This window comes from Desulfococcus multivorans, assembly GCF_001854245.1.
GTDB lineage: Bacteria > Desulfobacterota > Desulfobacteria > Desulfobacterales > Desulfococcaceae > Desulfococcus > Desulfococcus multivorans.
This window is the reverse complement of sequence record NZ_CP015381.1, coordinates 3,718,410-3,744,893: the sequence shown is the minus strand read 5'-3', so window position 1 is coordinate 3,744,893 and position 26,484 is coordinate 3,718,410. Positions and strand designations below refer to the sequence as shown.

Annotated in this window: 25 protein-coding genes; 10 read left to right on the top strand and 15 right to left on the bottom strand. The window is 61.7% G+C overall.

The features are described from left to right. Positions 1 to 21: 21 nt before the first annotated feature. The 3 genes from dmul_RS16340 to dmul_RS16330 form a co-directional block, all read right to left on the bottom strand. Positions 22 to 1,356 carry an outer membrane beta-barrel protein gene (locus dmul_RS16340; RefSeq protein ID WP_020877893.1) on the bottom strand — a complete coding sequence of 445 codons (1,335 nt, stop codon included), beginning with the start codon at positions 1,354 to 1,356 and terminating at the stop codon, positions 22 to 24. Positions 1,357 to 1,985: 629 nt separating this feature from the next. After that, positions 1,986 to 2,519, bottom strand: a complete 534-nt coding sequence (locus tag dmul_RS16335) for a hypothetical protein (protein ID WP_020877892.1) — start codon at positions 2,517 to 2,519, stop codon at positions 1,986 to 1,988. A gap of 149 nt (positions 2,520 to 2,668) precedes the next feature. Continuing rightward, positions 2,669 to 3,082 carry a type II toxin-antitoxin system VapC family toxin gene (locus tag dmul_RS16330; RefSeq protein ID WP_020877891.1) on the bottom strand — a complete coding sequence of 138 codons (414 nt, stop codon included), beginning with the start codon at positions 3,080 to 3,082 and terminating at the stop codon, positions 2,669 to 2,671. 605 nt (positions 3,083 to 3,687) lie between these two features. On the opposite strand from dmul_RS16330, the gene dmul_RS16320 reads away from it, so the two are divergent. The 4 genes from dmul_RS16320 (at position 3,688) to dmul_RS16305 (ending at position 8,978) form a co-directional block, all read left to right on the top strand. Then, positions 3,688 to 5,097, top strand: a complete 1,410-nt coding sequence (locus dmul_RS16320; protein WP_020877889.1) for an MFS transporter — start codon at positions 3,688 to 3,690, stop codon at positions 5,095 to 5,097. Continuing rightward, positions 5,094 to 6,731 (top strand): HAD-IA family hydrolase, encoded by a 1,638-nt coding sequence (locus tag dmul_RS19820; protein ID WP_020877888.1) that lies wholly within the window; start codon positions 5,094 to 5,096, stop codon positions 6,729 to 6,731. Before dmul_RS16320 ends, dmul_RS19820 begins: the two co-directional genes overlap by 4 nt. A 187-nt stretch (positions 6,732 to 6,918) precedes the next feature. Then, a complete protein-coding gene (locus dmul_RS16310) occupies positions 6,919 to 7,704 on the top strand; it encodes a type III pantothenate kinase (RefSeq protein WP_020877887.1) in 786 nt (261 codons plus the stop codon). A gap of 17 nt (positions 7,705 to 7,721) precedes the next feature. Next, on the top strand, positions 7,722 to 8,978 hold the full coding sequence (locus tag dmul_RS16305) for an MFS transporter (RefSeq protein ID WP_040416141.1): 1,257 nt from the start codon (positions 7,722 to 7,724) through the stop codon (positions 8,976 to 8,978). Here dmul_RS16305 and dmul_RS16300 read toward each other — a convergent pair. From dmul_RS16300 to dmul_RS16265, 8 genes are all read right to left on the bottom strand, one after another. Next, the gene (locus tag dmul_RS16300; protein ID WP_020877885.1) at positions 8,962 to 9,639 is read right to left on the bottom strand and encodes a PleD family two-component system response regulator; all 678 of its coding nucleotides are present in this window, start codon (positions 9,637 to 9,639) and stop codon (positions 8,962 to 8,964) included. The two genes, dmul_RS16305 and dmul_RS16300, sit on opposite strands and share 17 nt — an antisense overlap. After that, positions 9,636 to 10,790 (bottom strand): type IV pilus twitching motility protein PilT, encoded by a 1,155-nt coding sequence (locus tag dmul_RS16295; RefSeq protein WP_020877884.1) that lies wholly within the window; start codon positions 10,788 to 10,790, stop codon positions 9,636 to 9,638. The genes dmul_RS16300 and dmul_RS16295 overlap by 4 nt, the downstream gene beginning before the upstream one ends. A 23-nt stretch (positions 10,791 to 10,813) precedes the next feature. After that, positions 10,814 to 11,896 (bottom strand): type IV pilus twitching motility protein PilT, encoded by a 1,083-nt coding sequence (locus dmul_RS16290; protein WP_020877883.1) that lies wholly within the window; start codon positions 11,894 to 11,896, stop codon positions 10,814 to 10,816. A 56-nt stretch (positions 11,897 to 11,952) separates the two neighbouring features. Continuing rightward, a complete protein-coding gene (locus dmul_RS16285; protein WP_020877882.1) occupies positions 11,953 to 12,252 on the bottom strand; it encodes a YggT family protein in 300 nt (99 codons plus the stop codon). A 29-nt stretch (positions 12,253 to 12,281) separates the two neighbouring features. After that, a complete protein-coding gene (locus tag dmul_RS16280) occupies positions 12,282 to 12,575 on the bottom strand; it encodes a hypothetical protein (protein WP_040416137.1) in 294 nt (97 codons plus the stop codon). Beyond that, positions 12,575 to 13,408, bottom strand: coding sequence for a C40 family peptidase (locus dmul_RS16275; protein WP_020877880.1), 834 nt, complete (start codon positions 13,406 to 13,408; stop codon positions 12,575 to 12,577). The genes dmul_RS16280 and dmul_RS16275 overlap by 1 nt, the downstream gene beginning before the upstream one ends. Before the next feature lie 104 nt (positions 13,409 to 13,512). Next, positions 13,513 to 13,878 (bottom strand): type II toxin-antitoxin system VapC family toxin, encoded by a 366-nt coding sequence (locus tag dmul_RS16270; protein ID WP_020877879.1) that lies wholly within the window; start codon positions 13,876 to 13,878, stop codon positions 13,513 to 13,515. A gap of 2 nt (positions 13,879 to 13,880) precedes the next feature. Then, entirely contained in the window at positions 13,881 to 14,075 is a 195-nt protein-coding gene (locus dmul_RS16265; protein WP_040416134.1) for a type II toxin-antitoxin system VapB family antitoxin, read from the bottom strand. Between the two features lie 402 nt (positions 14,076 to 14,477). Between dmul_RS16265 and proC the strand changes: the two genes are divergently transcribed. The 3 genes from proC to dmul_RS16250 all read left to right on the top strand — a co-directional run bounded on the left by proC (position 14,478) and on the right by dmul_RS16250 (position 17,907). Then, on the top strand, positions 14,478 to 15,329 hold the full coding sequence (gene proC, locus dmul_RS16260) for a pyrroline-5-carboxylate reductase (protein WP_020877878.1): 852 nt from the start codon (positions 14,478 to 14,480) through the stop codon (positions 15,327 to 15,329). Positions 15,330 to 15,377: 48 nt separating this feature from the next. Next, entirely contained in the window at positions 15,378 to 17,213 is a 1,836-nt protein-coding gene (locus dmul_RS16255; protein WP_234979110.1) for a protein-disulfide reductase DsbD family protein, read from the top strand. Positions 17,214 to 17,406: 193 nt separating this feature from the next. Further along, positions 17,407 to 17,907, top strand: a complete 501-nt coding sequence (locus tag dmul_RS16250; protein WP_020877876.1) for a thioredoxin family protein — start codon at positions 17,407 to 17,409, stop codon at positions 17,905 to 17,907. A 58-nt stretch (positions 17,908 to 17,965) separates the two neighbouring features. Here dmul_RS16250 and dmul_RS16245 read toward each other — a convergent pair whose 3' ends face one another. Further along, positions 17,966 to 18,268 (bottom strand): hypothetical protein, encoded by a 303-nt coding sequence (locus dmul_RS16245; protein WP_020877875.1) that lies wholly within the window; start codon positions 18,266 to 18,268, stop codon positions 17,966 to 17,968. A gap of 505 nt (positions 18,269 to 18,773) precedes the next feature. On the opposite strand from dmul_RS16245, the gene dmul_RS16240 reads away from it, so the two are divergent. Next, positions 18,774 to 20,867, top strand: a complete 2,094-nt coding sequence (locus tag dmul_RS16240) for a ribonucleoside triphosphate reductase (protein WP_020877874.1) — start codon at positions 18,774 to 18,776, stop codon at positions 20,865 to 20,867. Positions 20,868 to 20,880: 13 nt separating this feature from the next. Further along, positions 20,881 to 21,576, top strand: coding sequence for an anaerobic ribonucleoside-triphosphate reductase activating protein (locus tag dmul_RS16235; RefSeq protein ID WP_020877873.1), 696 nt, complete (start codon positions 20,881 to 20,883; stop codon positions 21,574 to 21,576). Positions 21,577 to 21,599: 23 nt separating this feature from the next. Here dmul_RS16235 and dmul_RS16230 read toward each other — a convergent pair whose 3' ends face one another. The 3 genes from dmul_RS16230 to dmul_RS16220 form a co-directional block, all read right to left on the bottom strand. Next, entirely contained in the window at positions 21,600 to 22,424 is an 825-nt protein-coding gene (locus dmul_RS16230) for an LEA/WHy family protein (RefSeq protein WP_020877872.1), read from the bottom strand. Between the two features lie 120 nt (positions 22,425 to 22,544). After that, positions 22,545 to 23,543 carry a cysteine protease StiP domain-containing protein gene (locus dmul_RS16225; protein ID WP_020877871.1) on the bottom strand — a complete coding sequence of 333 codons (999 nt, stop codon included), beginning with the start codon at positions 23,541 to 23,543 and terminating at the stop codon, positions 22,545 to 22,547. 14 nt (positions 23,544 to 23,557) lie between these two features. Then, positions 23,558 to 24,661 (bottom strand): phosphoribosyltransferase domain-containing protein, encoded by a 1,104-nt coding sequence (locus dmul_RS16220; protein WP_020877870.1) that lies wholly within the window; start codon positions 24,659 to 24,661, stop codon positions 23,558 to 23,560. Positions 24,662 to 25,006: 345 nt separating this feature from the next. Here dmul_RS16220 and dmul_RS16215 point away from each other — a divergent pair, with 345 nt between their 5' ends. Next, on the top strand, positions 25,007 to 26,383 hold the full coding sequence (locus tag dmul_RS16215; RefSeq protein WP_020877869.1) for a YihY/virulence factor BrkB family protein: 1,377 nt from the start codon (positions 25,007 to 25,009) through the stop codon (positions 26,381 to 26,383). The last annotated feature ends 101 nt before the right edge of the window (positions 26,384 to 26,484 follow it).

Here is a 26,484-nt window from a genome sequence, read left to right as displayed (position 1 = left end):
GCGGCTTGCGGTTTGGGAAGCTTACTTCAGGTTGAAATCATAGGACGAATCCAGACGGGCCATGACATAGGTGTTGTCATAGTCGTAGGCGGCCAGGTTGGAATCGCGGCTCTCGTATCCGCCCCGGACGCTCAGCACGAACCAGCGGCCGAGGCGGTATCCCAGGCTGCCCACTACGCCCATCCGGTCGTCGTCCCGATCCTCGACGGATCCGTCGGGGGTGAGGCCGGCAGCGTCCTCATACTCGTTCATGCGGTAATAGCCTTCCATGTCCAGGAGGATCCGGTCCATGAACGTGTGGCCGGCCCGGAGGGAGACCTCCCGCGTTTCGAGGAAGTTGCTGGACGTACCCGAGCTGTTGAAATCCTTGTTCAAGGCCAGGGTGGCGTAGGTTTTGGGGCGGCCGGATTCGTCCAGGCCCGAGCTCTGGGCCGTGACGGCCAGGCGGAAGGCCGGGGTGCTTTCGCTGTCGCGGCCGCTCTCCTCGAAGTCCCGATGATGGTAGCCGACGCCCAGCTCACCGTAGAGGAACTTGGCGTTGCGCCGGTACACCAGCCCGATCACGTTGGAGGTGTAGTCGGCAATGCCTTCGTCGTGATCCCGATTCCAGATGCTGTAATCGACGGCGATGGAGTCCCGGGGCGACAGGTGGTAGCGGAAATCGAAAAGGCCCCGGTTTTCCGTTGCGTCTTCGGGGTTGACCTTATCGTAATTGACGGCGGTGTGCCGGTAGGCGAGGCGGGATGAAAAGCGTTCGCTGAAACGGTAGGCGAGCCAGGGCTCTATCTGGTTGTAGTTGTATTTCTCCTGGATCCCGACGAGTCCGGTGGTGTGGTCGGCCTCGGACTGGTCCCGGGTGCGGACGAAATATTCCTTGAGGCCGAGATTGATCTTGGCCGTGGGCCGGGTTTCGGCGTTCAGCCGGAGGGTGTGCCCGGTGTAATCGAGGTCGTCGGCGTTCCGATGTCCGGCCGGCCGGTCGTCCCGGTCGTCATAGGAGTAGATGTTGAGGGAATAGCCCAGGTCCACCAGGGTTTTCCCGGTCCGATAGCCGAAGCGGAGACCCGGCTGCACCAGATAGGTGTCCACCCGAAGCTTCTCGAAATCGTCGTCCACCCGGTAGAAGTTGCTGTCCGTCCGATAGGCGAAGGAGAGGGTCGGCTCCAGCCGATTGGTCGCCTTGGCCGTCAGGTTGAGGTTGGCGTTCGCGACGTCGATTTCGTCCGCGTAGATCAGGGGTTCGATCACCACCCGGTTTTCCGGTTCGATCACCACCTGATTTTCCGCAACGACCGTCACTGGAAGCACACAGAGAAAACCGAGAACCACTGCAACCTTGAAACATTGTTTTTTCATCAGAACATCCTCTTTCAGAATAGGGCGTAGTGGAGCATATATTATTGAAACGAGCGCGCTGCAATCAGTTTCCACCCAACAGCTGCAATTGTACAACCGCTGTCCGGGCGTTTCTCCGGAAGCGTCCGCGTCTCGCGGCATGCGAAACCACGGCGTCGCCCAGGAGCGTCTGCAACGGCTCACGATGCATAAAATAAGAACTTTTGATATATCGTTTTCTCTCTATAGATTCCGGATTGCCCGATGTCAACCCGAATTTGAAAAAAGTTAAAAAAAGTTATAGCTGATTAAGGGGGGAGGGGTGGTTAGGTGAAGAAGGGTTTTAGGGTGATTAGGGTTTTAGGGTGTTAGAGTTTTAGGGTTTTAGGGTGATTAAGGTGGTAGAGTTTTAGGGTGGTTGGGGGGAGAGGATGATCTTGTGCCTGTGGGATGTTGGTGTTGCGTTTCAGGACATCTTTCGGTGTTGACTTCGATTTTCAGGGGCTGGTGGGGGGAAAGGCTGAAGGAAGGCTGAAGACTGAAGGCTGAAGACTATAAGCGTGTGCCGGTAACCACATAAAACCATAAAACCATAAAACCTTAAAACCTTAAAACCTTAAAACCCTAAAACCCTAATCACCCTACCCACCCTACCCTTTTATAAATGCCGCGATTCGCGCGGCGCCGTCTTTCTGATTTGCGGCGGCCAGGGTTTTCTGCAGGGAGGTGAAGGCTGCGCGCAGGACGGCGGTTTTGGGGCGGGGGGAGGTCATCTGGGCGTCGATGGTTCTGAGATCGGCCACAAGCTCCGCCAGGGCGTCGAATTCGAGGTTCATGCCGCCGGCATCGGCCTTGATGCCGGTTGCGAGGGCCTCTGCGGCCGTCCGTCCGGCATCGTCCACGACCGGTCCGTCTCCCAGGCGCGGCGCGGCGTCGCCGCCCCCGGCGCCCAGATCCCGGGCCGTCGCGATGCCGGTCTCCGTCAGCCCCACGCCGCCTGAAAGGGTCCGCACCGCCACGGCGTCCATCCCCATGAGGGATTCGGCGATCTTGAGGGACTCGGGCTTTTCGCAGCCCATCGCCGCGCCCACGTCGTACATGGAGATCTGGCCCGACAGGCTGCCGTCGAGGCGGTCGTACAGGGTCAGCAGGAATTGCTTTTCGTTGTCGTTCAGGCTGATCATCGCTTTAGGATCCCTTCCTTTGGGGGGCGTATCATGCCGGGCCGCATCCTTCCGGCACCGCTATCCAGTCATTGTCATGAAAGTCGGAAACTGGAGTTTAGTACATGCAGACGGGTTTGTCTATAGGCGGGTGGTTCTTCGGGGCGGTTTCAGGAAAGCAGGGTTTTAAACTTTTTTCTGCCTTTGATCCTGTAGACCGAGAAATCGCGATCGATCGTTGCAATGGTATCGATGTTGAGCTGTTCGGCGATATATACCAGACATGAATCGGCAAAATCCATTGGCAAGTCCCGGTATTTTTCCGTCAACGCTTTCAGTCGATGAAAATCCTTATTCTGGATATCATAAATTTCAACGCCGCCTCTGCCGATCCATTCTAAAAAGTCGATCTGGGCATTTCGGTTGAAATCCAGCAAGTGAAGTGTCTCCGTTATGGAGGCTATGGTCGTGACAAGAGGGTGCTTATTTGTTTTGATGAATTCAAGCGATTCATGATGGTATCTATCGGACGCATCGAACAGCGCAATCAATGGGCCGGAGTCTATCAGGACTTTTTTCATCATCTCGACTCTGAAGACTGAAGGCTGAAGGCTAAAGGGGTGGTCTGCGATGGACGGAACGTTTATGCCCCTTCAGCCTTCAGTCTTCAGCCTCATTTTCTTTTTCCCCGAATCTTCTCTTTTAAAATGGCTTTTCGATCGACAGACAGATTTTTCCCGGCCGCTTGAATATCTGCCAAACAAATCCTTGCCCGATTCCCAGGCATCGAGGCTTTCCAACTTTCCGATATATTCAATTATACTTTTGCGAATCAATTCGGATTTTGTCAGACCCAGATTTCTGGCAGCGACACGAACATCGTTTTCCAGGTCCGGATCGAGTCTCAATGTGATCATGTCGTCACCTCCGTATTACGATATGTAATACAAAGAGGTCGATGTGTCAAATTGTTTCCGGCGGACCATCACAACACCCGGCAATTTCCTTAAAATCCAAAACGCTGATTGATCTTTATGCCGCCATCTTTTATAGTCCGTTCAACTGTCGACTTCCATAGGCCGTATCTATCCGGTCACCATCATGAAAGTCGAAAGTTGAATAGTTCAGCTATGTTTGCAGGGTGCAGCGGTTTCTGGACTGGTTTCTTCGATATGGATGGGAGATGCGGATGCGGGATCGATCGGGCAAGTGGGCGATTTTCACGGTGACGGCCGTCGGGGTGTTCATGTCGACCCTGGACGGCAGCATCGTCAACGTCGCCCTGCCCGCCGTCATGCAGGACCTGGGGGTGCCCATGCCCACGGTGGAGTGGGTGATGATGATCTATCTGCTCACCGTCTCCTCCCTGCTGCTCTCCTTCGGGCGGCTGGGCGACATCCGGGGCCGCCGCTGGGTCTACACCCGGGGGCTGGGGGTCTTCTCGGCGGGATCCCTCTGCTGCGCCATGGCCGACAGTGCGTTGTGGCTCATCGGGGCCCGGGCCTTCCAGGGGGTTGGAGCCGCCATGGTCATGTCCTGCACCCAGGCCATTGTGGTCGACGCCTTTCCGGCCTCGGAGCGGGGGCGGGCCCTGGGCGTCCTGGGGGCGGTGGTGGCCTCCGGCCTCACGGTGGGACCGGCCCTGGGGGGATGGATTCTGCATGTCGCCTCCTGGCCTTTTATCTTCTGGATCAACATCCCCATCGGGGTGGGGGCGGCGCTGTGGGCCAACCGTCTCCTGAGGCATCGGCAGGTGGATGTGACGCGGCGGGAATCCTTCGACGGCTGGGGCGCGCTTTTCCTGGCCCTCGGCATGGGGGCGATGCTCGCGGCCCTGACCCACGGCTACGACTGGGGCTACGGCAGTATCCCGTTTCTTTCCCTTTCGGGGCTCTTTCTGGCGTCGTCCCTGGGGTTCGTCCGTCGGGAAATCCGAACCCCCCATCCCCTGATTTCGCCGTCTCTGCTGCGGATCCGCCTCTTCGTTCTGCCGGTTCTGGCGGGGATGATCCTTTTTGCGGGGCTCTTCACCATCATCTTTCTCATGCCGTTTTTCCTGATGCATCCCCGCGGCCTCTCCCCGGGAGATACCGGCCTGATCATGGTGACCCCGTTCATCTTTCTGTTCCTGTTCGCGCCGCTCTCGGGCGCCCTTTCGGACCGGCTGGGATCCCGCTGGCTCTGCACCCTGGGCATGGCCGTCCTGACAGCCTCCTTCGTCCTTCTCTCCCGCCTGACGCCCGAGGCGTCCAAAATCGAGATCGCGTGGCGTCTGGCCGTGAGCGGCATCGGCACGGGATTGTTCATCGCCCCCAACAACGCCGCCGCCATGAGCGCCGTTCCCCGGAAATTCATGGGGGTGGCCGCCGGGACCGTGGCCACGGTCCGCAACCTCGGCATGGTGCTGGGGATCGCCCTGGCCGGAACCCTTTTCAACAGCGCCTTTCACGCCTCGAGCGGGGGGCGGCTCCTCAAGGTCTACACCCCCGATCTGGAGCCCGTCTTCATGGAAGCTTTCCGGCACGCCATGTCCTCGGGCATCGCCCTCGGGGCCATCGGCATCGTTGTCGCCTTTTTACGGGGAAGGGATGAGAAATGAAAAACAGGATTGTCAAGGCCGTAGTGTTCGATTTCGATGGGACCCTCACGCACCCCGGGGCCCTGAATTTTTCCGAGATCAAGGCGGCGGTGGGCTGCCCTCCCGACCAGCCGGTGCTGGAGCACATCGAGGCGATGGCCGACCCGGCGGAACGGGACCGGGCACACCGGATGCTGGCGGACTTCGAGCTCTCGGCGGCCGAGGCCTCGCAACCCAACCCCGGGGCCGAGGAGCTGATCCGGTGGTGCCGCAAACGGGGGCTTCGTCTGGGCATCCTGACCCGGAATCTCCGCGCGGCGGTGATGCGGGCACTGGAGAATTTCAAGACGGTGGGTCCCGACGACTTCGCGGTAATCATATCCCGGGAAGACCCCCACGCACCCAAGCCCCATCCCGAAGGGGTGGCCGCCGCGGCGGCCCGCCTGGGGGTGGCGTCCCGGGAGGTGGCGGTGGTGGGGGATTTCGTGTTCGACATCCAGGCGGGGAACGGCGCCGGCGCCACCACGGTGTGGCTCGATCACGGCGTGTCGGCGGCGGGACCGGCCGGTCACCGGTTTCAGGATGAGAGCGATCATCGGGTCACCGGGCTGGCAGAGGTGCGGGATCTGCTGCGCCTCTACCTGCCCCTGCCCGGCGGCAAGTTCCCCAACGATCTTCTCAAGAAATATCTCGACGCATTCGATTTCAAGGATCCTTCCGTCATTATCCATCCCGGCATCGGCGAGGACATCGCCGCCGTGGATGTCGCGGACGAGGAGGTCCTCATCCTCAAGTCCGATCCCATCACCTTTGCCACGGACGCCATCGGGCAGTACGCGGTCCTGGTCAATGCCAACGACATCGCCACCTCCGGCGCGGCACCCCGGTGGCTCCTGACCACGCTGATGTTTCCCACGGGGACCACCCCCGCCGGGATCTTCGAGGTGCTGGGGGATCTGGAGACCACCTGCCGGAACTGGGGGATCACCCTCTGCGGCGGGCACACGGAGATCACCGACGCGGTGACCCGGCCGGTGGTGAGCGGCATGCTGGCGGGCACCGTGGCGAGAAGGGACCTGGTGGACAAGGGGCGGATGCGGCCCGGGGACGTGGTGCTGCTGACCAAGGCGGTGGCGGTGGAGGGGACGAGCATCATCGCCCGGGAGTTCGGGGCCGCGCTTCGGGAGCGGGGCATGACCGAGGCGGAGCTCGAGACCTGCCGGGGGTTCCTCTCCCGGATCAGCATCCTCGGGGAGGCGCGGATCGCAGCGGCCTCGGGCGGCGTCAGCGCCATGCACGACGTGACCGAGGGAGGGCTCTCCACGGCCCTGGAGGAGCTCGCCGCGGCAGGAGGGCACGAGATCCGGGTTTTCGTGGAAAACATTCCGATCTTTCCCCAGACCCGCAAGATCTGCGAGCTGCTCGATATCGCGCCGTTGGGCCTCATCGGTTCGGGCAGTCTCCTCATCACCTGTCGGAAGGACCGGTGCGCCCCCCTCATCCGGGCCCTCCACGACGCCGAAATCCCCGTGACCGTAATCGGCGAGGTGGGCGACCCCGGCCGCGACATCGCCGCCTTCCACGAAGGCCGCCCCACCCCCTGGCCCCGCTTCGAAGCGGACGAAATAGCGCGCTTGTTTGAGAGATTGAAGTGATAAGGGTGTTAGGGTGTGAAGGAGACTGAAGGCTGAAGGCTGAAGGCTATAGGAAGCAATAGTAATCACATAGTCACATAAAACTATAAAACCCTAACACCCTAAAACCTTAAACCCAACATTCAAAATTCAACATTCAACATTCAAAACTCCGGCCCCCCAGGGCCGAAACAGGAGATCGAGCGATATGCTGTTGGTCATCGATGTGGGGAACACGAATACGGTGATGGGAATTTATCATGGGAAGACCCTGGTTCGGGACTGGCGGATCCGGACGGAGCGGAACACCACCGAGGACGAGTTCAACTTTCTCGTATCGGGGCTTTTCGCCAGGGACGGCATCGACGCGGGCCAGGTGAAGGGGACCATCATCTCCAGTGTGGTGCCGCCCATGGTGAACATCCTGGATGCCTTCTGCCGGAAGTACATGAAACACGCCCCCGTATGGGTGGATGCCAGGACGGCGGCCGGGATGCCCATCCTCTACGGCGACCCCAGCGAGGTCGGGGCCGATCGGATCGTCAACGCCGTGGGCGCCTATGCCAGATATCCTGAAAGCCTCATCATTATCGACTTCGGCACGGCAACCACCTTCGACGCCGTGTCCGAAAAGGGCGAGTATCTCGGCGGCGCCATCAGCCCCGGTATCCGGATCGCGTCGGAGGCCCTGTTCATGAGGGCCTCCAAGCTGCCCCGGGTGGAGATCTTCAGCCCGCCGGACCGGGTGATCGGCAAGAACACCGTCGGCAGCATCCAGGCGGGCATCATCTTCGGCTATGCCGGGCTGGTGGACGGGATGGTCCGTCGCATGGCCGAGGAGATGGGCACCGCGCCCAGGGTCGTCGCCACCGGTGGGCTGGCGCCCCTCATGGCCGGTGTCAGCGAGACCATCGACGTGGTGGACGGCAACCTGACCCTGGAGGGCCTGCGGATCATTCACGAACGGCAGCTGCAGGCCGCGACCGGACGGTGACCCCCGAGGCGCGTCACGTGCCGTCCCGGATCTTCTGGGGCATCGCCTCGTTCCAGGTCATGGCCATGTTCCGGAGGGGGCTGTTTTACAGCTTTCTCTCCATCTACCTGCGGTTTTACCTGGGGTTGAGCGTTACCGAGACGACCCTTTTCGCGACCCTCCCCATGCTCTTCAACGTCATCTGTCAGACCTATGTGTGGGGCGGGGTGTCGGATCGACGTCAGCTCCGCCGCACCCTGATCGTATGGGGCGAACTCCTGGCCGGGATCGGCACCATCCTGGTCTGGTATCTCCACACCCTCGCCGGGGTCGGTCAGGCCGCCGGCTACGTCATCATCCTGGGGCTCGCCGTTGTGGAGATCTTCTGGTCCATGTCCAACGTGGGGTGGAGCGCCCTCATCTCCGACATCTACGGGATCGAGGACCGGGGCGCGGTGCAGGGGCGGCTCACCAGCGTCGGAGGGCTCGGGCGGATCCTGGGGATTTGGATCGGGGGGCTCCTTTATGACGGCATGGGGCTCCGGTATGAGGGGTGGGGGTTCCAGGAGGGCGTCCTCTTTTTCATCGCTTCGGGGGCCATGGTCGTCTCGGTGCTGCCCATGCTCCTGGTGCCCGAAGGCGGCATCGGGAAAGGCGGCGGGGCCCCGGAGGCACCGCCGCCCGAGGCCGAGGCCGGAACCCGCGCCGCATTCATCCTCTTTCTCTGGGCCATGGTCTTCATCAATTTCGGCCGGAATTCCATCGCCGTCATCATGTCCCAGTATCTCGCCCTCGACTCGGGGCTGGCCCTCGCCGGCGGCATGATCAGCCACGTCGTCAACATGCAGTCCGTGGCCGTCATCGGGGCGGGGCTCATGGTGGGGCGCCTGGCGGGCAAGTACGGCCACCGCCGGGTCCTGATCTGGGGCACGTGGGGGGCGGCGGCCTCGCTGGTGATATTGGCCGGCGTGGAGGGGCTGGCCTGGATGTTTGCGGCCAACTTCATCCGGGGCGTTTCCGAGGCCCTGATCACGGCGAGCGCCTACGCCCTGGCCTCGGTGCTGATTCCCCCGGAGCGGCGGGGTCGGGGCTTCGGTCTGTTCAATGCCACCTTTTTTCTCAGCTGGGGACTGGCCGGCACCTTCATATCGGGGCCCGTCATCGACGGCTGCATGGCCCTGGGCGTCCCCGAGGTGTCGGCCTACCAGGCGGCTTTCATGGCCGCCGCCGTCGTGACCGCCGTCGGGATGGGCCTTCTGTTGAAGGTCGGACCCGCCGCTACAGGGTCCCGTTGATGCGCTCGTATTCCTGGTTGAAGACCCGATAAAAGGCTTCGTGTTCGTCGAGGCCCCGCTTCAGGAGCGGGGCCATCCGGTCGACGTCCGCCGTATTGACGATGAGGTTGACGCTTTTGTGGAAGGCCTGCATGGGGTCCCCCGTTGAAAAGCGGCTGGAGACGAGGACGACGAACATGCCGCGCCGGCTGTCCATGGTGAGCTGGGACACGTATTTGAGAACGTTGTTCATCTCCGGATCCCGGGTGCCGAAGAGTTCGTCGATGATCACCAGATCGAAATCATGGGACCGCATCTGTCGGAGGGCGTCCCGGGGGGTGCCTGTTTCGAGGGCGTGATATCCCGCCGCTTCCACCGTCTTCCGGACATGGGAGAGCAGGGGGGGCGTATGGGTGCACAGCATGGCGGTTCTGGCGCCCTGCGCCAGAAACTGGAAGGAATTGTCCGGCACCCCGCCGTCCGGGGCGTCGTTCGTCGCGGCTGCCGCGGCACCCTCCGGCAACGGGATAGTTTCGTCCGCCTCGAAGTCCTCGGGCATGACGGGGTCGACGGCAAACCGGCGGCCGCAACCGGGGCAGACAAGAGAAAAGGCCTTGTCGAGGGGGATTCTGTCGTCGGGAACGCGCAGTGTCTTGCGGCAGTGGGTGCAGCTGATGTTCATACCCGGCCCTCCAGTTCAAGCCCGGTGATGTCGGTGGTCGACTCGCCGCGGCGGCTTTTGATGCTGTCGATGCCCCGCCCCACCACCGCCCGGCGGCTGCAGTAGGAGAGGGCGGTCTCTTCGGTGACGGCGCCCTTCCGGAAGAGCTCGATGATGTATTCGTCAAAGGTCGTCATGCCGAAGGCCCGACCGGCCTCCTGGATCTCATAGAAGGTCTTGCCCTCGGACTCGCCGTGGAGGATCGATTCCTGGACCCGCAGGTTGTTCCCGATAATGTCGAAGGCGGCGACGCGTCCCCCGCCCACCCTGGGCAGGAGGCGTTGGCAGACGATCCAGCGGATGGTGGAAGAAAGACGCATGCGGATCTGCTTTTCCTCCTCGATGTTGAAGAACCCCAGGAGCCGTTCGATGCTCTGGCCCGCCGTGACGGTGTGGAGGGTGCTCAGGACGAGGTGGCCGGTTTCCGCCGCGGAAAGGCCGATCTCCACGGTTTCCCGGTCCCGCATTTCCCCCACCAGGATGATCTTGGGGGCCTGGCGAAGGGCGGCCCTGAGGCCGTGGGCGAAGGTGTCGAAGTCCTTTCCCAGCTCCCGCTGATTGAAGGTGCACTTCTTGTGGGGATGGGAGTATTCCACCGGATCCTCCAGGGTGATGACGTGCACGTTCCGGGTCTCGTTGACGGCGTTCAGGACCGCGGCCAGGGAGGTGGTCTTGCCGCTGCCCGTGGCGCCGGTGACGAAGACGATCCCGTTGCGCTCCCGGGCGATCTTCCCGAAGGCGTCGGGCAGCTTCAGGTCCTCGATGGTGGGGATCTTGGTCTCGAGCTTCCGGAGGACGCTGGAATACATGCCCCGCTGGGAAAAGACGTTGACCCTGAAGCGGGCCTTTCCCGGCAGGATGTAGGAGAGGTCGCACGACCCCTCGCGGATGAGGTTCTCCGTCAGCCGCCGGTTCCTGTTGATCAGGTTGAGGGCGAAGATCTCGGTCTGGAAGGGGGTGAGCTCCCTGAAGGGGGGCTCCATCTCCACGGGGACCAGCTGCCCCGCGGTTTCCACCTGGAAGGGCTTGCCCACCGTGACGTTGAGGTCCGATACGTTGCCGTAGGCATCCAGCATCCGGGTGATGATGTAGTCGACTTCCTGTTTTCTCATGCCGTAGCGCTCCTGAAAGGGTGTCAGACGTCGGTGAAATCCGAGGGCGGGTTCTTGATGAAGGGCCGGAACCGCGACTTGTCGTTGGCTTTGTTGTAGGCGTCGTCGGGGCTGATCCAGCCTTTTTCGAGCAGCTCCATGATGGCGTCGTCCAGAAGCCGCATGCCGTATTTCTTCCCGGTCTGGATCATGGAGTTGATCTGGTAGGTCTTGTTTTCCCGCACCAGGTTGCGGACGGCCGGGGTGGCGATGAGAATCTCCAGGGCGGCCACCCGGCCCTTGATGTCGATGCGCTTGAAGAGCGTCTGGGCCACGACGGCCCGGATGCCGTCGGCCAGGGTCGACCGGATCTGGGCCTGCTGGGCGGCGGGGAACACCTCGATGGCGCGGTCGACGGTCTTGGCCGCGCTGCTGGTGTGGAGGGTCCCGAAGACGAGGTGGCCGGTGGAGGCGGCCTCGATGGCCAGGGAGATGGTTTCCAGGTCCCGAAGCTCGCCCACGAGGATGATGTCGGGGTCCTCCCGGAGGGCCCCCCGGAGGGCCGCGCTGAAGCTTCGGGTGTGGTTGCCCACCTCCCGGTGGTTGACGATGCATTTCTGGCTGGCGTGAACGAACTCGATGGGATCCTCGATGGTGATGATGTGGTCCTTGCGGGTTCGGTTGGCCTCGTCGATGATGGCCGCCAGGGTGGTCGATTTGCCCGAACCCGTGGGCCCGGTGACGAGGACGAGCCCCCGGGGCAGGTTGGCCAGCTTGGCGATCACGGGCGGAAGCCCCAGCTTCTCGACAGTGAGGATCGTGCTGGGGATTTCCCGGAAGACGGCGCCGCACCCGTTCTTCTGCATGAAGAAGTTGGCGCGGTAACGGGCGAGCCCCGGGATCTCGTACCCGAAATCCACGTCCCCGGTCTCCTCGAACACCTTGATCTTGTCCTCGGGGGCGATCTCGTAAAGCATGGCCTTGAGCTCGTCGTTGTCGAGGATCTTGTACTTGACCCGCTCGATATCCCCGCGGAGTCGGAGCGCCGGGGGCTGGCCCGATACGAGGTGGAGGTCCGAGGCCCCCTGGTCGTTCATCAGTTTAAAAAATGCGTCGATCCTGGCCATGGACGTTCTCCGGCGATTGAAGGATTACACGGGCGCTGATCACGGCGGGACCCGTTTTACATCAAGGACTTGCCCAGCACGAACAGGCTGGTGACCACGAATTTCTGAAGAAAGATGATGACGAGAAAAATGACGATGGGGGAGAGATCGATGCCGCCGAAGGTGACGGGAAGCCGGTTCCGGATCTGGTAGAGCACCGGCTCCGTGAGATTGTAGATGATGCGGACGATGGCGTTGTAAGGATCGGGGTTGACCCACGACAACACCGCCCGCGCGATCACGATCCACATGTAGAGCACCAGGATGTAATCGACGACCGTTGCCAGAGCGATGATGAAATTGCCTAAAATGAACATGGGATTTCCGTTTGATAAGGTTTTAAGTGTTAAGCGCCCAGGTCCCAGGGGTTAAGCGCGGCGCTGGGTGCGGCTGTTTCCCTTCGGGACAGGGGCGTCGCGAACAGGGGCCTTTTGGCTGCAAGAGCGGGCCGTGTCCGCGAAACGCCTTTCCGGGGCCGGATATGGGAATAGACCTCATCCAATGCCATGTTGTCAAGCCTTTGATGCGCGGGTTTTCTTTGTTTCAGGGCCTCGTTCCGCAGTATGGGCCGGCCGTCGGAACCGTTGGCCGGAACGGTCGGTGCCGACACCCCCGAACCTCGAGCTTGTGCATCATCCATCACCTGGCCGGTTTTCTCACACGTCCGATCTTTTCCAGATTGGGACTGATCTGAAGATCATGCGGACTGACCATTTCAGCGGCTACAAGCGGATTGCCGGCCTTGAGAAGCGTATGGATTTCGTCTTTTGAAGCCGCTAATTCGGGTCTGATTTCCCAGTACGTCCGCTCAATCCGCCGTATCGTTTCTTCTATTTCCGCATCATGCAGGTCATCTTCACCGGATTCATTTTCAACCAGGCTGTCCAGACGCCCTTTGAAAGGCGCCAGCGCTCCCTTTATCGACAACCCGTATTTTTTCTCCGGAACAGCTTCGTAAAAGCTTCGATAAACCAGTTCGGAACAGACGACCGACTTTGTCTCCCGACCTTCCGCAATCCTTTTAAACAGTTTGAAAATCATATCCAGAACCGCCCGTAACACCGCTTTTTCCACACGGCCGTAAGGCAATTTCCTGACGACGATCAACACCCCTACCAGATAAAGTTGGTTGTCTGCATATTTGGTTCCCTTGTCAAAGTAGTAGTGTGCGCGTTCGATCACCGGTTCAACGGGCCAATCCGGAAGAGAAAAAGGACTTCCGGAATCTGATTTGAATCGATAGACATCGACATATTTCTGGGCGGCCACCTCACTCTCCAGAGGTGTTACAACGACGCCCCGCAAACCGGCTTCCACGATATTGTTGCCGTCAAAGAATGCTGCGTGACTGTAATCCCCACCGTCTACGAGACGGATAACATCCGAAATCCATCCGTCGCCGTAGGAGAGCAATACATCACCGGCTTTCACTTCACTCATATCCATTTGGCGAACAGGTGTGTCGATGCGCATCGCTATCCTCCCCTCTCAGGCCCTCTGGGCCGGTTTCAGGTTTCACTTCAACTTTCGACTTTTATAGGCCGGTGCCGGAAGCGTGCGTTCGCCGACAGTCCCTGTCAGCTTTTCAAATATGAAACGCCCAACTCCGTTGCCGCCGCATTCAGACGACGATCAAAAGTCCATAGTACGACGTTACCGATAATCGCGGAAGCCAGTATCTGAATATCCACGTAGCCGAGACCGCGCCCCATCAGCATGTTATTTTCTATAAAATTCAAAAGTTCTCTCGGTTCAACAATGGGTGCGGCGGGCAGCGCCTTGAGGAGCGTCAGAATTTCCGCCCGATTCCCTATATTGCCGCAGGCCAATTCACCGATAATAAACGGGTGGCATGCCACAAAACCCATGTTCAAATGCTCAATGAGTTCAGCATCGGACTCTCTGAAATGTTTGATCCAAACGTTGGTATCGGCAAGAATCATTATTATTGCTCCGGTCGTCTTCGCCTTGGCATCCGGAGATCTTTCTCGGTTCCACCCAGTGCAGCCAGGCGCCTGCTGCTCTCCAAACTGATCAGGGCTTCGAGTCCTTTGCGGACAAGAGCTGTTTTTTCTTTTATTCCGGTAAGGTCCGACGCTCTTTCGATGAGGTCGTCCTCGATGTTCAATGTTGTTCTCACGTCTGCCTCCTTCTGAAGTATGCATAAACTGTCCATATAAATATGCATCAATAAGATGGATGGCACAAGCTTTTTTCAGGTGGTCAGGAGTTTGAAAAAGGCTGAAGACTGAAGGCTGAAGGCTGAAGACTGAAGACTGAAGGGGTGCGTCTGGGGCGTGTATGCCCGTCAGTCTCTGTCCGGTCACCATGATGAAAGCCGAAAGCTGAGTTAACCCCCTGATCACTCTAAAACTCTAAAACCCTAAAACCTTAAAACTCTCAAACCCTACCCCCTTAAATCCCTATAAGTCAAGTTATTTTCCCTCAAAACCGTTGACAGGGGCGCGGGAGACGCTATATTCAAAAAACGGCATCGACGGTTTGGGGGCCTTCAACCCTCGAATTAACAACAGGAGTATTCATGGCCATTCAGGATCGAAAAATCGGCTTTCTGGGCGCGGGCAACATGGGCGAGGCGATCATCGGCGCTCTGCTCGGCTCCGGCATCCTTCCCGGAGAACATATCTGCATCAACGACGTCAACGCGGAGCGGCTCAGCTACATGCACAAGACTTACGGCGTGGCTCCGGTCCGGGACAACGCGCGGCTCTTCGCGGAATGCGACACCGTTGTCCTGGCCGTCAAGCCCCAGCAGATGACCGATGTGCTGGGGGAGATCAGCAGCGGCCCCGAATACGGCGTCGGCGGACGCACCCTGGTGATCTCCATCGCCGCGGGGTTTCCCATTCGCAAGATCGAAGCCCTGCTCTACGGTCCCCTGGACGAGGACCGGGCCCGAAGGATGCCCATCATCCGGGTGATGCCCAACACGCCTGCGCTGGTGCTGGCCGGAATGTCGGGCATGAGCCCCAACCGCCACGCCGATGCGCAAGACATCGAGGCGGCCATGGAGATCCTGGGCGCCATGGGAAAAGTCATCGTCTTCGAGGAGGAAAAGCTGGATGCAGTCACCGCGCTTTCCGGGTCGGGGCCGGCCTATGTCTTCTACCTCATCGAGGCCATGACCCATGCGGGTGTCGCTGCGGGGCTCGACCCCTCGGATGCCGCCGAACTGACCCTGGGAACCCTGGACGGCGCGGTGCGGCTGATTCAGGCCAGGGGGGAACCCCCCGAGGTCCTGCGTCGAAAGGTCACGTCGCCGGGCGGCACCACCGAGGCCGCCGTCAATGTCCTGGAAAGGAACAACGTCCGCCGGCATATCGTCGATGCGATCCTTGCGGCGGCGCGACGGGCCGAAGAGCTGAGCCGATAGGCCCTGCCGGTCCGCGGCGGTGACGGCGAGGGGGAATTCTTGAATCCTGTGAATAACGGATTGATACCGTCGATGGGGCGGGTGCTTGTCTGCGTCCTTCTGCTCCTGGCCGGATCAACGTCCGCGACGGCGCAATCGGGCGGGATCCTGGGGGAGGCTTCACCAGCGGCGCCTGCCGATCCCTTTACCTTTATCATAGCTGTCGCCCCCGAGCGCATCGCTCCGGGACAGGGCGGCGTCATCACGGTTTCCGCCGGGATTCCCCCCGGCCACAAACTCTATGCGGACCGGACGTTCATCGAGCCGGTCCCGGTATCCGGCATCGCCTTCGGGCCCCTCGACGTTCCCAAGAGCGTCGAAAGGACCGAGCCGGACGGGAATACGGCCCGCTTCCATGTAGAGGACGCGACCTTCCGCCTGCCGGTGTCGGTGGATGCTTCGGCGCCGGTCGGGTCCGCCATTGTCGTCCCCCTGACGATCCGGTACCAGGGCTGCGCCGGAGACCGGTGCTTCTTTCCCCGGGAAAAACGGTTAACCGTCACTGTCGATGTGGTCGGGTCCGTTGCGGAACAGAACGTTTCTCCGGCGCCGGTTGCGGACGCAGCGGACGCATTGGAACCGCCGCCTTCTGAAAACCCCTATTGGCGCGCCCACCGCCGTTTCGGGCTGGTGGGGGTCCTGGCCGCGGCCTTTGCCTGGGGCCTCCTGGCCAGCCTGACCCCGTGCATCTATCCCATGATTCCCATCACCATGACCGTTATCGGCGCCGCCGGCGCGGGGAGCACCCGCAGGGGGTTCGGTCTCTCCCTGATATATGTGGGGGGCATGTCCCTGGTCTATGCCGCCTTCGGGGTCGCGGCCGCGTGGTCGGGAGGACTGTTCGGCGGGTTCGCGGGCCACCCGGCCGTCCGTATCGGGGTGGCGGTGATTTTCACGGGTATGGCCCTGAGCCTCTTCGATCTCTTCCACATCCGGATGCCTGCGTGGGCGGCCTCCCGGATCGGCATGAAGTTCGGCGGGGGCGGGGTGGGCGTATTTCTGACCGGCGCGGCGGCCGGCGCCGTGGTGGGCCCCTGCGTGGGGCCGCTTCTGGTGGCGCTTCTGGTCTATATCGCCACCCTGGGGGATCGACTCCAGGGTTTTTTGATCATGTGGAGCTTCGCCCTCGGCATGGGGACCCTTTTCGTCGTGATCGGCACATTCTCCGGCGCCGCGGCGGCGCTGCCCAGGTCCGGCCCATGGATGGAGCGGCTCAAACGGTCCTTCGGAGTGCTGATGCTGGCGGCGGCCCTCTATTATGCCGCGCCCCTCATGCCCGAGAGAATCCTCTGGCTCTCCATGGGCGCCCTTTTGATCGGCGTCGGCGTCTTCATCGGGGGTCTTGACGGCCTGTCGGCTGCAGCCGGCGGGTATGACCGGCTCCGAAAAGCCGCGGGCATCCTCTGCCTCACCCTGGGCATTGCCTACGCCGCCCGCTTCGCCCTGGCCGGGGCCGGGGTCGGGGGCGCGACAGGTTCACCCGCGGCAGCGCCCGCCGGCATCGCCTGGATGACCGATGAGGCCGCGGCCCTTGCGGCGGCCCATCGGGAAAAGCGACCGGTCCTGATCGACTTTTATGCAGACTGGTGCGCGGCCTGCAAGGACCTGGACCGAAAGACCTTCTCGGATCCCCGGGTCGTCGCCGCCGCCGACCGGTTCGTGGCCCTCAGGGTCGACGGCTCCGACCCGTCGGACCCCGAAGCGAAGGCCCTGCACCGGAAGTACGGCGTCGTGGGACTCCCCACCCTCGTCTTCATCGACAGGACGGGACGGATCGCGAAGACCGAAACCGTCACCCGGTTCATTGGGCCTGAGGGGTTGTTGGAGAGGATGGGGAGGTTCTAGGGGGGTAGGGTGTTAAGGTTTTAGAGTGTTAGGGTTTTAGAGTGTTAGAGTGTTAAGGTTTTATGTGGTTATGTGGTTATGTGGTTGGGTTTCAAGCGATTCGAGGGTCGGTCCCAGAATTTATGAGAAAATGACGTTTTCTTAGAAGAAGGATTCAGGATTTAGAGTTTATGGGGTTATGGGGGAGGTCGTATTGAAATATTTGTGGATTGTGATGGTCATGGCTTTGCTCGTGGGGGCACCTGCCGTTGTTGGGGCGGGGGAGGCTCGGGAAGAGGGTGTTGCCGCGGCCGGGGGCAAAGGCACGGCAGCGGCCGGGGTCCGATGGTATACCTTCGAGGAGGGCTTCAGCCGGGGGCAGCGTGAAGGCAAGAAGATCTTCCTGAATTTCTACGCGGACTGGTGCCAATATTGCCAGGTGATGGAAGAGAAGACCTTCCGGGACAACGCCGTGGCGGCATATCTCAACGACCATTACATTCCCATTCAGGTCGATTCGGACCGGCAGCCGAAGATCGCTGAGCAGTATCGGGTCGAGGGGCTTCCCGCCACCTTCTTTATCGCGTCTGACGGGACGAGCATCGGATCCCAGCCGGGCTATATTCCCCCGGAGGTCATGCTGCCCCTGCTCAGGTTCATCCACACGGACAGCTACCGAAAGATGGATTTCGAGACCTTCCGGGAACGCCCCTGACAGCCGGCCTGACAGCCGGCCTGACAGCCGGCCTGACAGCCGGATAGACGCGGGCTGTTCAGAGCCGGTCGGCGAGTGTCGACGTCGATGATCGCCGCTCCCGCCGCTGTTTCCGTCGACGGGCGCAGCGCAGGAACAAGCGTACGGCAATGGAGAGGATGACAGCGAGGCTCATGCCCGCCAACAGGACCGGCACCCAGGCATACCGGTGGGATTCCGGCGTCTCCAGGGCCGTCAGGTACCCGATGACCCCAAAGATGAAGCCCCCCGCCATGACCGCCATCGTCACGATACAGGCGAGCGTGGAATCATACCAGGGAACCACGGTTTCCCGGAAAAGGGGATTTTCGTAGAGGGGCATAGGAAGTCAGGGTGTTAGGGTGTTAGGGTGTTAGGGTGTTAGGGTGTTAGGGTGTTAGGGTGTTAGGGTTTTAGCATTCCGGCACGGCCATGGTCAATAGATAGACTGAAGGCTGAAGGCTGAAGACTGAAGGGTACATCCGCCAAAACCGCCTAACGAATCCCATAAACCGTCCCTTAACACCATAAAACCATAAAACCATAAAACCTTAAAGCCTTAAAACCTTAAAGCCTTAAAACCATAAAACCTTAAAACCATAAAACCTTTATCCCCTATACCACATTTCCCCCCTCCCTTCCCCCAGAAAAGCAGATAACTTTTTTTCTCCTGTCTTTTTCGATAGCTACGGTGTGTGATGGGAAAACGCACTATATGTTGCGCCAAATGCCTTGACATGCACCATATGTGGTGATATCAACCCGCTTGCTGCTGCGGTCCGCAAGGGACCGGGCAGCCGAATCCCCTCATCTTGAAACCTGACGACATCAGCAAAAGAGGAATCCCTGTGTTCGAAAAGATCAAAAAGCGCGACGGCAGAATTGTGGAGTTTGATTCATCCAAGATCACCGCGGCCATTCTCAAGGCGGGAAAGGCCACCGGCGAGTTTGGCGAGCGGGAGGCCCGGAAACTCACCCTGCGGGTTCTGACCCTGACCCACGAGATGCGTTTCGGGCCGGTGCCCGAGGTGGAGGAGGTCCAGGACGTGGTGGAGCGGGTTCTCCTCGATTCCCCTTATTCCATTACCGCCAAGGCCTACATCCTCTACCGGGAGCAGCACAGCCAGATCCGGAACATCGCCACCAAGGCCCGGGTGGATCTGGTGGATCACTATCTGGAGCGGCTCGACTGGCGCATCAAGGAGAACAGCAACATGTGCTACTCCCTCCAGGGCCTCAACAACTACATCTCCTCGGACATCACGGCCGAGTACTGGCTCAATCGGATCTATCCCCCCGCCATCCGGGACCTGCACAAACGGGGCGATTTTCACATCCACGACCTGAGCCTCCTGTCGGTCTACTGCGTGGGGTGGGACCTCAAGGACCTGCTCAAACAGGGTTTCCGGGGCGTTGCCGGGAAGGTGGAGAGCGCGCCGCCCCGCCATCTCCGTTCCGCGCTGGGCCAGATCGTCAATTTCTTCTACACTCTGCAGGGAGAGGCGGCCGGCGCCCAGGCCATCTCCAATTTCGACACCCTGCTGGCGCCCTTCATCCGGTATGACGAGCTCGACTACGGCGAGGTGAAACAGGCGATCCAGGAGTTCGTCTTCAACATCAACATTCCCACGCGGGTCGGTTTCCAGACGCCCTTCACGAACATCACCATGGACCTCTCGGTGCCCGGCATCCTGAAGGACCATCCGGTCATCGTCGGCGGCGTCGAGGGGGCCGAGACCTACGGCGACTTCCAGGCGGAGATGGACGTCCTCAACCGCGCCTTCGCCGAGGTCATGATGGCGGGGGACGCCCGGGGCCGGGTCTTCACCTTTCCGATCCCCACCTACAATATCACCCCGGATTTCGACTGGGACAACCCCAATCTCGACCTCATCTGGGAGATGACCGGGAAGTACGGCATTCCCTATTTTTCCAATTTCGTCAATTCGGACATGTCCCCGGAGGACGCCCGCTCCATGTGCTGCCGGCTGCGCCTCGACAACCGGGAACTCCTCAAGCGGGGCGGGGGGCTCTTCGGCGCCAACCCCCTCACCGGCTCCATCGGGGTCGTGACCCTCAATCTTCCCCGCATCGGCTATACCGCCCGGACCGAGGCTGAATTCTACCGACGCCTTTCCGAGCTGATCCATGCGGCCAAGGAGAGCCTGGTGATCAAGCGGAAGGTGCTCGAAACCTTCACGGACAAGAATCTCTATCCCTATTCGAGCTTCTACCTCCGGGAGATCAAAAACGCTTCCGGGACTTACTGGAAGAACCATTTCTCCACCATCGGCATCATCGGTATGAACGAGGCGTGCATCAACTTCCTGGGGGAGGACATCGGCACCGCCTCGGGGCAGGCCTTTGCCCTCAGGGTCATGGATTTCATCCGGGAGACCATCTCCCGGATCCAGGAGGAGACGGGGGATCTCTTCAACCTCGAGGCCACGCCGGCCGAGGGGACCTCATACCGCCTGGCCATGCTTGACCGGAAACGGTATCCGGACATCATCTGCGCCGGCGGGGGACCTGACGCCGACACCGGGGAGGTCTACTACACCAACTCCACCCAGCTCCCGGTCAACTACACCGACGACGTCTTCGAGACCCTGATGCTCCAGGACGAACTCCAGTCCCGGTACACCGGCGGCACCGTTCTTCACATCTTCCTGGGGGAGCGGGTCGGCCAGATCCGGACCGTCAAGAACGTGATCCGCAAGATCGCCGCCAATTACCGGCTTCCCTATTTCACCCTGACGCCGACCTTCAGCATCTGCCCGGTCCACGGCTATCTCTCGGGCGAGCAGGCGGCATGCCCCACCTGCGCCCGGGAGACGGAGATCTATTCGCGGGTGGTGGGGTACCTGCGGCCCGTCAAGCAGTGGAACGACGGCAAGCGTGTGGAGTTCTCCCGTCGAAAGACCTTCAAGGTCGCGGGATAGGGGGATCGTTTCGATGCGCATCGGCGGACTGCGGAAGACCTCGTTGATCGACTACCCCGGGAAGGTGGCCTGCGTGGTCTTCCTTTCCGGGTGCAATTTCAGATGCCCCTACTGCCACAATCCGGCCATGGCCCGGGGGGATGCCGGGGCGGCTGTTTCGTCCGAGGCGTTTTTCGAGCTTCTCGCGGACCGGGCCGGTTTTCTGGACGGCGTGGTCGTCTCCGGCGGGGAGCCCACCCTCCAGGCCGATCTTCCGGTGCTGTGCGCCCGGATCAAGGCCATGGGATATCCGGTCAAGCTGGACACCAACGGCAGCCGGCCCGAAGTCCTGGCGGACCTCATCCGGCGGGGTCTGGTGGATTACGTGGCCATGGACGTCAAGACCGATCCCCGGGGGTACGCCCCTCTCATCCATCCGGATCCCGATCCCCGGGATCTTCTGTCGAGCATCCGGACCATCATGGATGCCGGCCTCCCTTACGAGTTCCGGACCACCTGCGTCAAGCCCCTGGTGGACCCGGAAATCCTCGAGACGATCTGCCGCCTGATCCACGGGGCGGACCTGTACGTTCTTCAGCAGTGCCGGGAGGAGGAGGTGCTCGATCCCGGGTTTTTCCAGAACGGGCCGAACCGTCGGTTTTCCGACGAGGCGCTTTCGGACCTGCGGAAGGCCTGCGCCCTTTGGGTGCGCTGCTGCGAAGTGCGGTGACGGGGCGGGTCAAAGGGGGCTTTTCAGGGTGCCGGCAAGACCTCCATTGCGGTCCTGAAGGGGAAGTTGCGATGCCCCCGCCCCGGAACGGCATACCGGATGACCCCCGAAAGGACACAGGCGCCGGATCCTGTCATGAGATCGTTCATGGGGCCGCTCATCCGGGCTGCCGGGGTATTGACGGGCAGGATCATTCGGCGTGCGCTCCGGGCCGCGAGGGCGCCGATGGGCGTGAGCCGTTTTTCTCCGAGAATACGGCCCCCCAGGGTCGTCGTGTATTCGAGGAATCCCGGCGGCGTGGGAAAGGGGTTGGGGTTGGTGATGACCAGGGTCATCCTGATGCGGGCGGGATCCGCTGCGTCGAAGACTTCCATGTCGACGGTGGGCACCCGGGGAATGGTCAGCTCCCCGGAGATGTCGTAGGGGATGAAAAAGGGGCCGACGGTCGCCTGGCCGGTCAGGTCGAAGCGGGCATGGTCGGTCCTTTGAAACTCTTCGGCGGTGGCGAATACGTCCATGAAATTGAACGGCAGGGCCAGTTCCACCATTTCCGATGAATTCGGCTGCACGAGGATTTCCTGATCCGAAACCCCGGTGATGAATTTCTGGTCGAGGATGGTCAGGTTGAAGGTCATGTTCTTGACTGTCAGCGCCTTGGGGTTGGGGTTGTCGACCTTGAAACGGAAGATCGGCTCCGCCTCGAAGTAGGAGATGAATCGCTGTTCCTTGCCCTGGAACGTGATCACGGGTCTGTCCAGAAGCTGCTGGTAGGGGAGCTGCTGAAAAGCGGTCTGACATCCCGCGAGGAGCAGGGCGGCCATAAGAAGGGCGGCGGAATTCCGGTGCATGAATGCGTCTCCGTCGGTGCAAAAAAGGTTGTGGACGTCCACGTAACGTCTATCCCATGAATCTTTCCATATAATAATCCCACTGAAATGAAAAGCCCGAATCCCGGCGCGGGTCTCCCGTCAGCCGGCGGCCAGGGTGCAGGCGACCCGGGTCCGAAGCTCTCCGAGGCTGTCCACCCCGCATTGAACCGGCACTTCTCGGTGTTCCGCCAGGCGGAGGAGGAGGGGATAGCGCCGCGCGACCCGAGGGGCGCCATCCCGGAACAGCAGCTTCCGGGGCGCGGCGTTGATCAGGGCCCGGCAGACCTCGTTGGCATGGATTCTCAGGGGGGTTTCCCGGAAGAAGCGGCTGGGGGGCTCGGGGCGGGCGGCATCCGCTCGTCCGGGCGCCGGGCAGCAGGCCTGCCACGCCGCCACCAGCGCCTCCCGGCGGTACCGGGCGGGAAAGCGAAAGGCTCCGAAGAGGCGCGTCTCGTCCACGAAGAAAGTGCGGGAAAATCCCAGGGTGGCCACCCCCGTGAAACAGGCCGTGGGGCAGAAGATGTCCTCCCCGGCGCCGGAAAAATCGGCCCATCCCCAGGGGTCCACGAGGACGGCCAGGGGCCCCTGGTTCAGCGCCGCGATGGTCCGGGCCACGCCCCCCCGGCCGGTCCATCCGTCCACGAAGACGACCTTGCGCTCCGGGTAGCGCCGGCGAAGGGCGCCGAGGGCGACGCCGTCGATGCCCAAACCCACGAAGAGGGAAAGGGCCGCCGCCCGGGCCCCGGGAATCAGGCGGCACAGCCAGTCGGCGACGGGGACCCCCGCCCTCAGGATCGCCGCGAACACGAGGCGGTCTCCTCTGGGCTCCCATCGGGTCACGGCAGCCGCCAGCGTTTGAGCCGCCGCCTGAATCCGTTCGTCATCCAGATGCCCTGCCACATCCCGCCAGAAGTCGTCGGAGAGCCGGGGTTCAGGGGAGGGAACGGTCCAGAAGGTGTTGTCCCCGGTATAGGCCCGATCCAGGGGGCGGAAGCAGGACAGGTCCTCGAAGGGGTCGATTTCCCCGTGGATTCGAGCGAAGACGGGCTGCCCCCAGAGATCGGGCGGCGACAGGGCCTCGGCGGATTCGGTCGGCATGGTCTCTCCTTTGATCAGAGCGCGAGGAGACGGGGGGAAAATCCCATTGCTTCCAGGCGTTCCCTTGCGGCCAGGCCCACGGCGGCGTCCACGGGATCGTTCAGGATGTAAAGGGGCGGCCGCAGGGTGTGAGGATTGTAAAGGTAGTAGTCCCCTGGAATGTCGAGACGGTTGTGGATGTGGACATCGTCCACCTCCCAGGGGCTGAGGGTGACGTGGCGCAGCTGAAGCCCCGGGTTGGCCAGAACGATCCGCACCCCCAGGTCGACGGCCTCCCCGACGGCCAGAAGGGAGCCGGTGAGTCCCGTCGGCAGGGGGATGTCCGGGCAAACCTGGCGTCCAAGGGCCGGACGGGAGGCCGGGAACAGCCAATCCGAGACCGTGGACGACACCGATTGTTGGGGTGCGTCGTGGATCGCCGGGTCCGCACTCAGCCGGATCTCTTCCCGTACCGTGTCCGTGCCCGGGGGCGGCTCGGGGAACAGGACGTGAAGGCTGGAGCGGATGCCGTCGGCCGACAGGATGGCGTCGAAGCGGCGCCTGGCCTCGGGGCTCCGGGCATCGGTGAACGCGACATAGCGGACGCGCCGCTGATCCAGCCGGCGGCAGAGGTTGAGGGAGAGGCCCAGAAGGGTCCGGCCCGTGGTGATTTCGTCCTCCACGAACCAGAGCTCCGTGGGACGGATTTCCGGATCCGGGAGACTGTGGTCCGGGGCATGGGAGTGGTGCTCCGAAAAGGCGATTCCCGGGGAGGGGCGCCGGGTGGAGCAGATCCACGCCGCGGCCGGGCAGGCCTCCCGAACGACCTGATGGAAGAGGGCGGAGGGGATGATGCCCGATTCCGCAAGTCCGATCACCAGAGGCGCCTGGGTCACGGGACGGACGCGGCAGGCCGATCGGAAGAGCTTTCCGAGGCCGGCTTTCCAGAGCCCCAGTGTCGCGGCGCCGGTCCCCGCGATCTTGCCGAGGCATGAAAAGGTCATGGCGTTTCGGCGTCGGGCGTTGTTTTCCCGCTTCAGATGATAGATGGGCCGGCTCGGCGGCGGCGCGTCCGGAAAGCCGTCTGCAAGGGGCTGAGGCCGTTGCGTCGGGTCGTCGAGAATCAGGTCCTGGGTCATATGGCGATTGCGTCGTCTCCTTAGAAGGGCCGGTGTCGCGGCCGGAAAAAAAGGCCCGCCCCCGTGGCGGGCCGCGCCCAACGGATATACCCCAATCCGCACGCCGAATCAAGTGGGTACGGTGCTCCGGAATGTCCGATATCCGCGCAGCGCGCCTCCCGCGTCACGGCGGCGCAGGGACGCCCGCCGCCCTCCTGTCGGAAACCCTGGCCGGTCCGCACGCCTTGATCCCGTTATTTTTCTCTTTTGGCTCTTTTGGCGGCGGCGTTTCCGTGGTACCGTCGGGGCAACGATCGAGAAAAACGGCCCCCGAGGGCGGCCTGGACCCCGAAAGGAGGATTCGGTATGGAGAAACTCCGCACCATCATCGGCAAGGCCTCACGCTTTTTCAAAACGGACGTGTGGACCATCCCGATCACCGAGGCCCCGTTTCCCCGGAAGGTCGGCGTGAGGCTCGCCAGGGTGCTCCTGTTGAGCGTTCGGGGGTTCCGGGGGCATCAGTGCACCCTCAGGGCCTCGGCCCTCACCCTCTACACCCTCCTCTCCATTGTACCGGTGGCGGCCATGGCCTTCGGCATCGCGGCGGGTTTCGGCTTCGAGGAGCGGCTGGAGCGGGAGCTGCTCCGGAACTTTTCCGGCCAGGAGGCGGTGGTGTCGCAGATCATCCAATTCGCCCACAGGCTTCTGGCCGACACCCAGGGCGGCCTGATCGCCGGCATCGGTACGGCGGTCCTGTTCTGGACGGTCATCAAGGTGCTCGGCAATATCGAGAGCTCCCTCAACGCCGTCTGGGAGGTCCGAAAAGGGCGGTCCCTGGGCCGGAAGGTCGGCGACTATCTCGGCATGGTGATCCTGGCGCCGGTCCTGGTGATCGTCTCGGGCAGCGCCACTGTCTTCATCAAGAGCCAGGTGACGATGATGACGCGGGACATCTCGGCCCTGGGGGCTGTGAGCCCCATGATTTTCATGGCCCTCAAGCTGCTCCCCTACCTTCTGGCGTGGATCCTCTTCTCCGTGATCTACCGGGTCATGCCCAACACCCGGGTCCGGCTTTCCGCCGCCGTGACGGCGGGGATCATCGCCGGCACCCTCTACCAGGCGGCCCAGTGGGGATACATCGCCTTTCAGGTGGGGGTGGCCCGGAACAACGCCATATACGGCTCCTTCGCCGCGCTGCCCCTCTTCCTGGCGTGGCTCCAGCTCAGCTGGCTCATCGTCCTTTTCGGCGCGGCCGTCTCGTCGGCCTGGCAGCAGGTTGCGGATCACGCGGTCCACCTCGAGTGCCGGGAGGTGAGCGTCGCCTTCAAGCGGCAGGCCGCCCTCGGCATCGTCCACCGCCTCGTCCGCGACTTCTGCGACGGTCGGCCGCCGTCCACCCGACGGGAGATCGCCGCGGCCCTCGGGCTTCCCATGGCCGTGGTCCGTGAGTTGACGGATATGCTGACGGCCTCGGGGATCCTTTCCAGGGTTGTGCATGACGCGGATGCGGGAAACCGATCCAGGGAGAGTGAACCGGCTTTTCAACCCGGCTGCGCCGTCGACCGCCTGACGGTGAAAGCCGTGGTGGACGCCGTGGAACACCACGGCTGCGACCCCGACCTCCCAACCCCGACCCCCCTCCCGGAAGAACTCGTCACAGCCATTTCGGAAATGGAAGCATCGGTCGCAGCATCATCGGAAAAACGGGTGTTGAGGGATATAGCGGCGAAGGAGCGGGGATAAAGGGGGGAAGTGGTCGAAAGTGTTTAAGTGTTTAAGTGTTTAAGTGTTTAAGTGGTTAAGTGTTTAAGTGTTTAAGTGTTTAAGTGGTTAAGTGGTTAAGT

What these genes read in the sequence shown, in the direction of transcription:
- dmul_RS16340 (WP_020877893.1), bottom strand. Translation starts at nt 1,356, where the DNA reads ATGAAAAAACAATGTTTCAAGGTTGCAGTGGTTCTCGGTTTTCTCTGT.
- dmul_RS16335 (WP_020877892.1), bottom strand. Translation starts at nt 2,519, where the DNA reads ATGATCAGCCTGAACGACAACGAAAAGCAATTCCTGCTGACCCTGTAC.
- dmul_RS16330 (WP_020877891.1), bottom strand. Translation starts at nt 3,082, where the DNA reads ATGATGAAAAAAGTCCTGATAGACTCCGGCCCATTGATTGCGCTGTTC.
- dmul_RS16320 (WP_020877889.1), top strand. Translation starts at nt 3,688, where the DNA reads ATGCGGGATCGATCGGGCAAGTGGGCGATTTTCACGGTGACGGCCGTC.
- dmul_RS19820 (WP_020877888.1), top strand. Translation starts at nt 5,094, where the DNA reads ATGAAAAACAGGATTGTCAAGGCCGTAGTGTTCGATTTCGATGGGACC.
- dmul_RS16310 (WP_020877887.1), top strand. Translation starts at nt 6,919, where the DNA reads ATGCTGTTGGTCATCGATGTGGGGAACACGAATACGGTGATGGGAATT.
- dmul_RS16300 (WP_020877885.1), bottom strand. Translation starts at nt 9,639, where the DNA reads ATGAACATCAGCTGCACCCACTGCCGCAAGACACTGCGCGTTCCCGAC.
- dmul_RS16295 (WP_020877884.1), bottom strand. Translation starts at nt 10,790, where the DNA reads ATGAGAAAACAGGAAGTCGACTACATCATCACCCGGATGCTGGATGCC.
- dmul_RS16290 (WP_020877883.1), bottom strand. Translation starts at nt 11,896, where the DNA reads ATGGCCAGGATCGACGCATTTTTTAAACTGATGAACGACCAGGGGGCC.
- dmul_RS16285 (WP_020877882.1), bottom strand. Translation starts at nt 12,252, where the DNA reads ATGTTCATTTTAGGCAATTTCATCATCGCTCTGGCAACGGTCGTCGAT.
- dmul_RS16280 (WP_040416137.1), bottom strand. Translation starts at nt 12,575, where the DNA reads ATGGATGATGCACAAGCTCGAGGTTCGGGGGTGTCGGCACCGACCGTT.
- dmul_RS16275 (WP_020877880.1), bottom strand. Translation starts at nt 13,408, where the DNA reads ATGCGCATCGACACACCTGTTCGCCAAATGGATATGAGTGAAGTGAAA.
- dmul_RS16270 (WP_020877879.1), bottom strand. Translation starts at nt 13,878, where the DNA reads ATGATTCTTGCCGATACCAACGTTTGGATCAAACATTTCAGAGAGTCC.
- proC (WP_020877878.1), top strand. Translation starts at nt 14,478, where the DNA reads ATGGCCATTCAGGATCGAAAAATCGGCTTTCTGGGCGCGGGCAACATG.
- dmul_RS16245 (WP_020877875.1), bottom strand. Translation starts at nt 18,268, where the DNA reads ATGCCCCTCTACGAAAATCCCCTTTTCCGGGAAACCGTGGTTCCCTGG.
- dmul_RS16235 (WP_020877873.1), top strand. Translation starts at nt 20,881, where the DNA reads ATGCGCATCGGCGGACTGCGGAAGACCTCGTTGATCGACTACCCCGGG.
- dmul_RS16230 (WP_020877872.1), bottom strand. Translation starts at nt 22,424, where the DNA reads ATGCACCGGAATTCCGCCGCCCTTCTTATGGCCGCCCTGCTCCTCGCG.
- dmul_RS16225 (WP_020877871.1), bottom strand. Translation starts at nt 23,543, where the DNA reads ATGCCGACCGAATCCGCCGAGGCCCTGTCGCCGCCCGATCTCTGGGGG.
- dmul_RS16220 (WP_020877870.1), bottom strand. Translation starts at nt 24,661, where the DNA reads ATGACCCAGGACCTGATTCTCGACGACCCGACGCAACGGCCTCAGCCC.
- dmul_RS16215 (WP_020877869.1), top strand. Translation starts at nt 25,007, where the DNA reads ATGGAGAAACTCCGCACCATCATCGGCAAGGCCTCACGCTTTTTCAAA.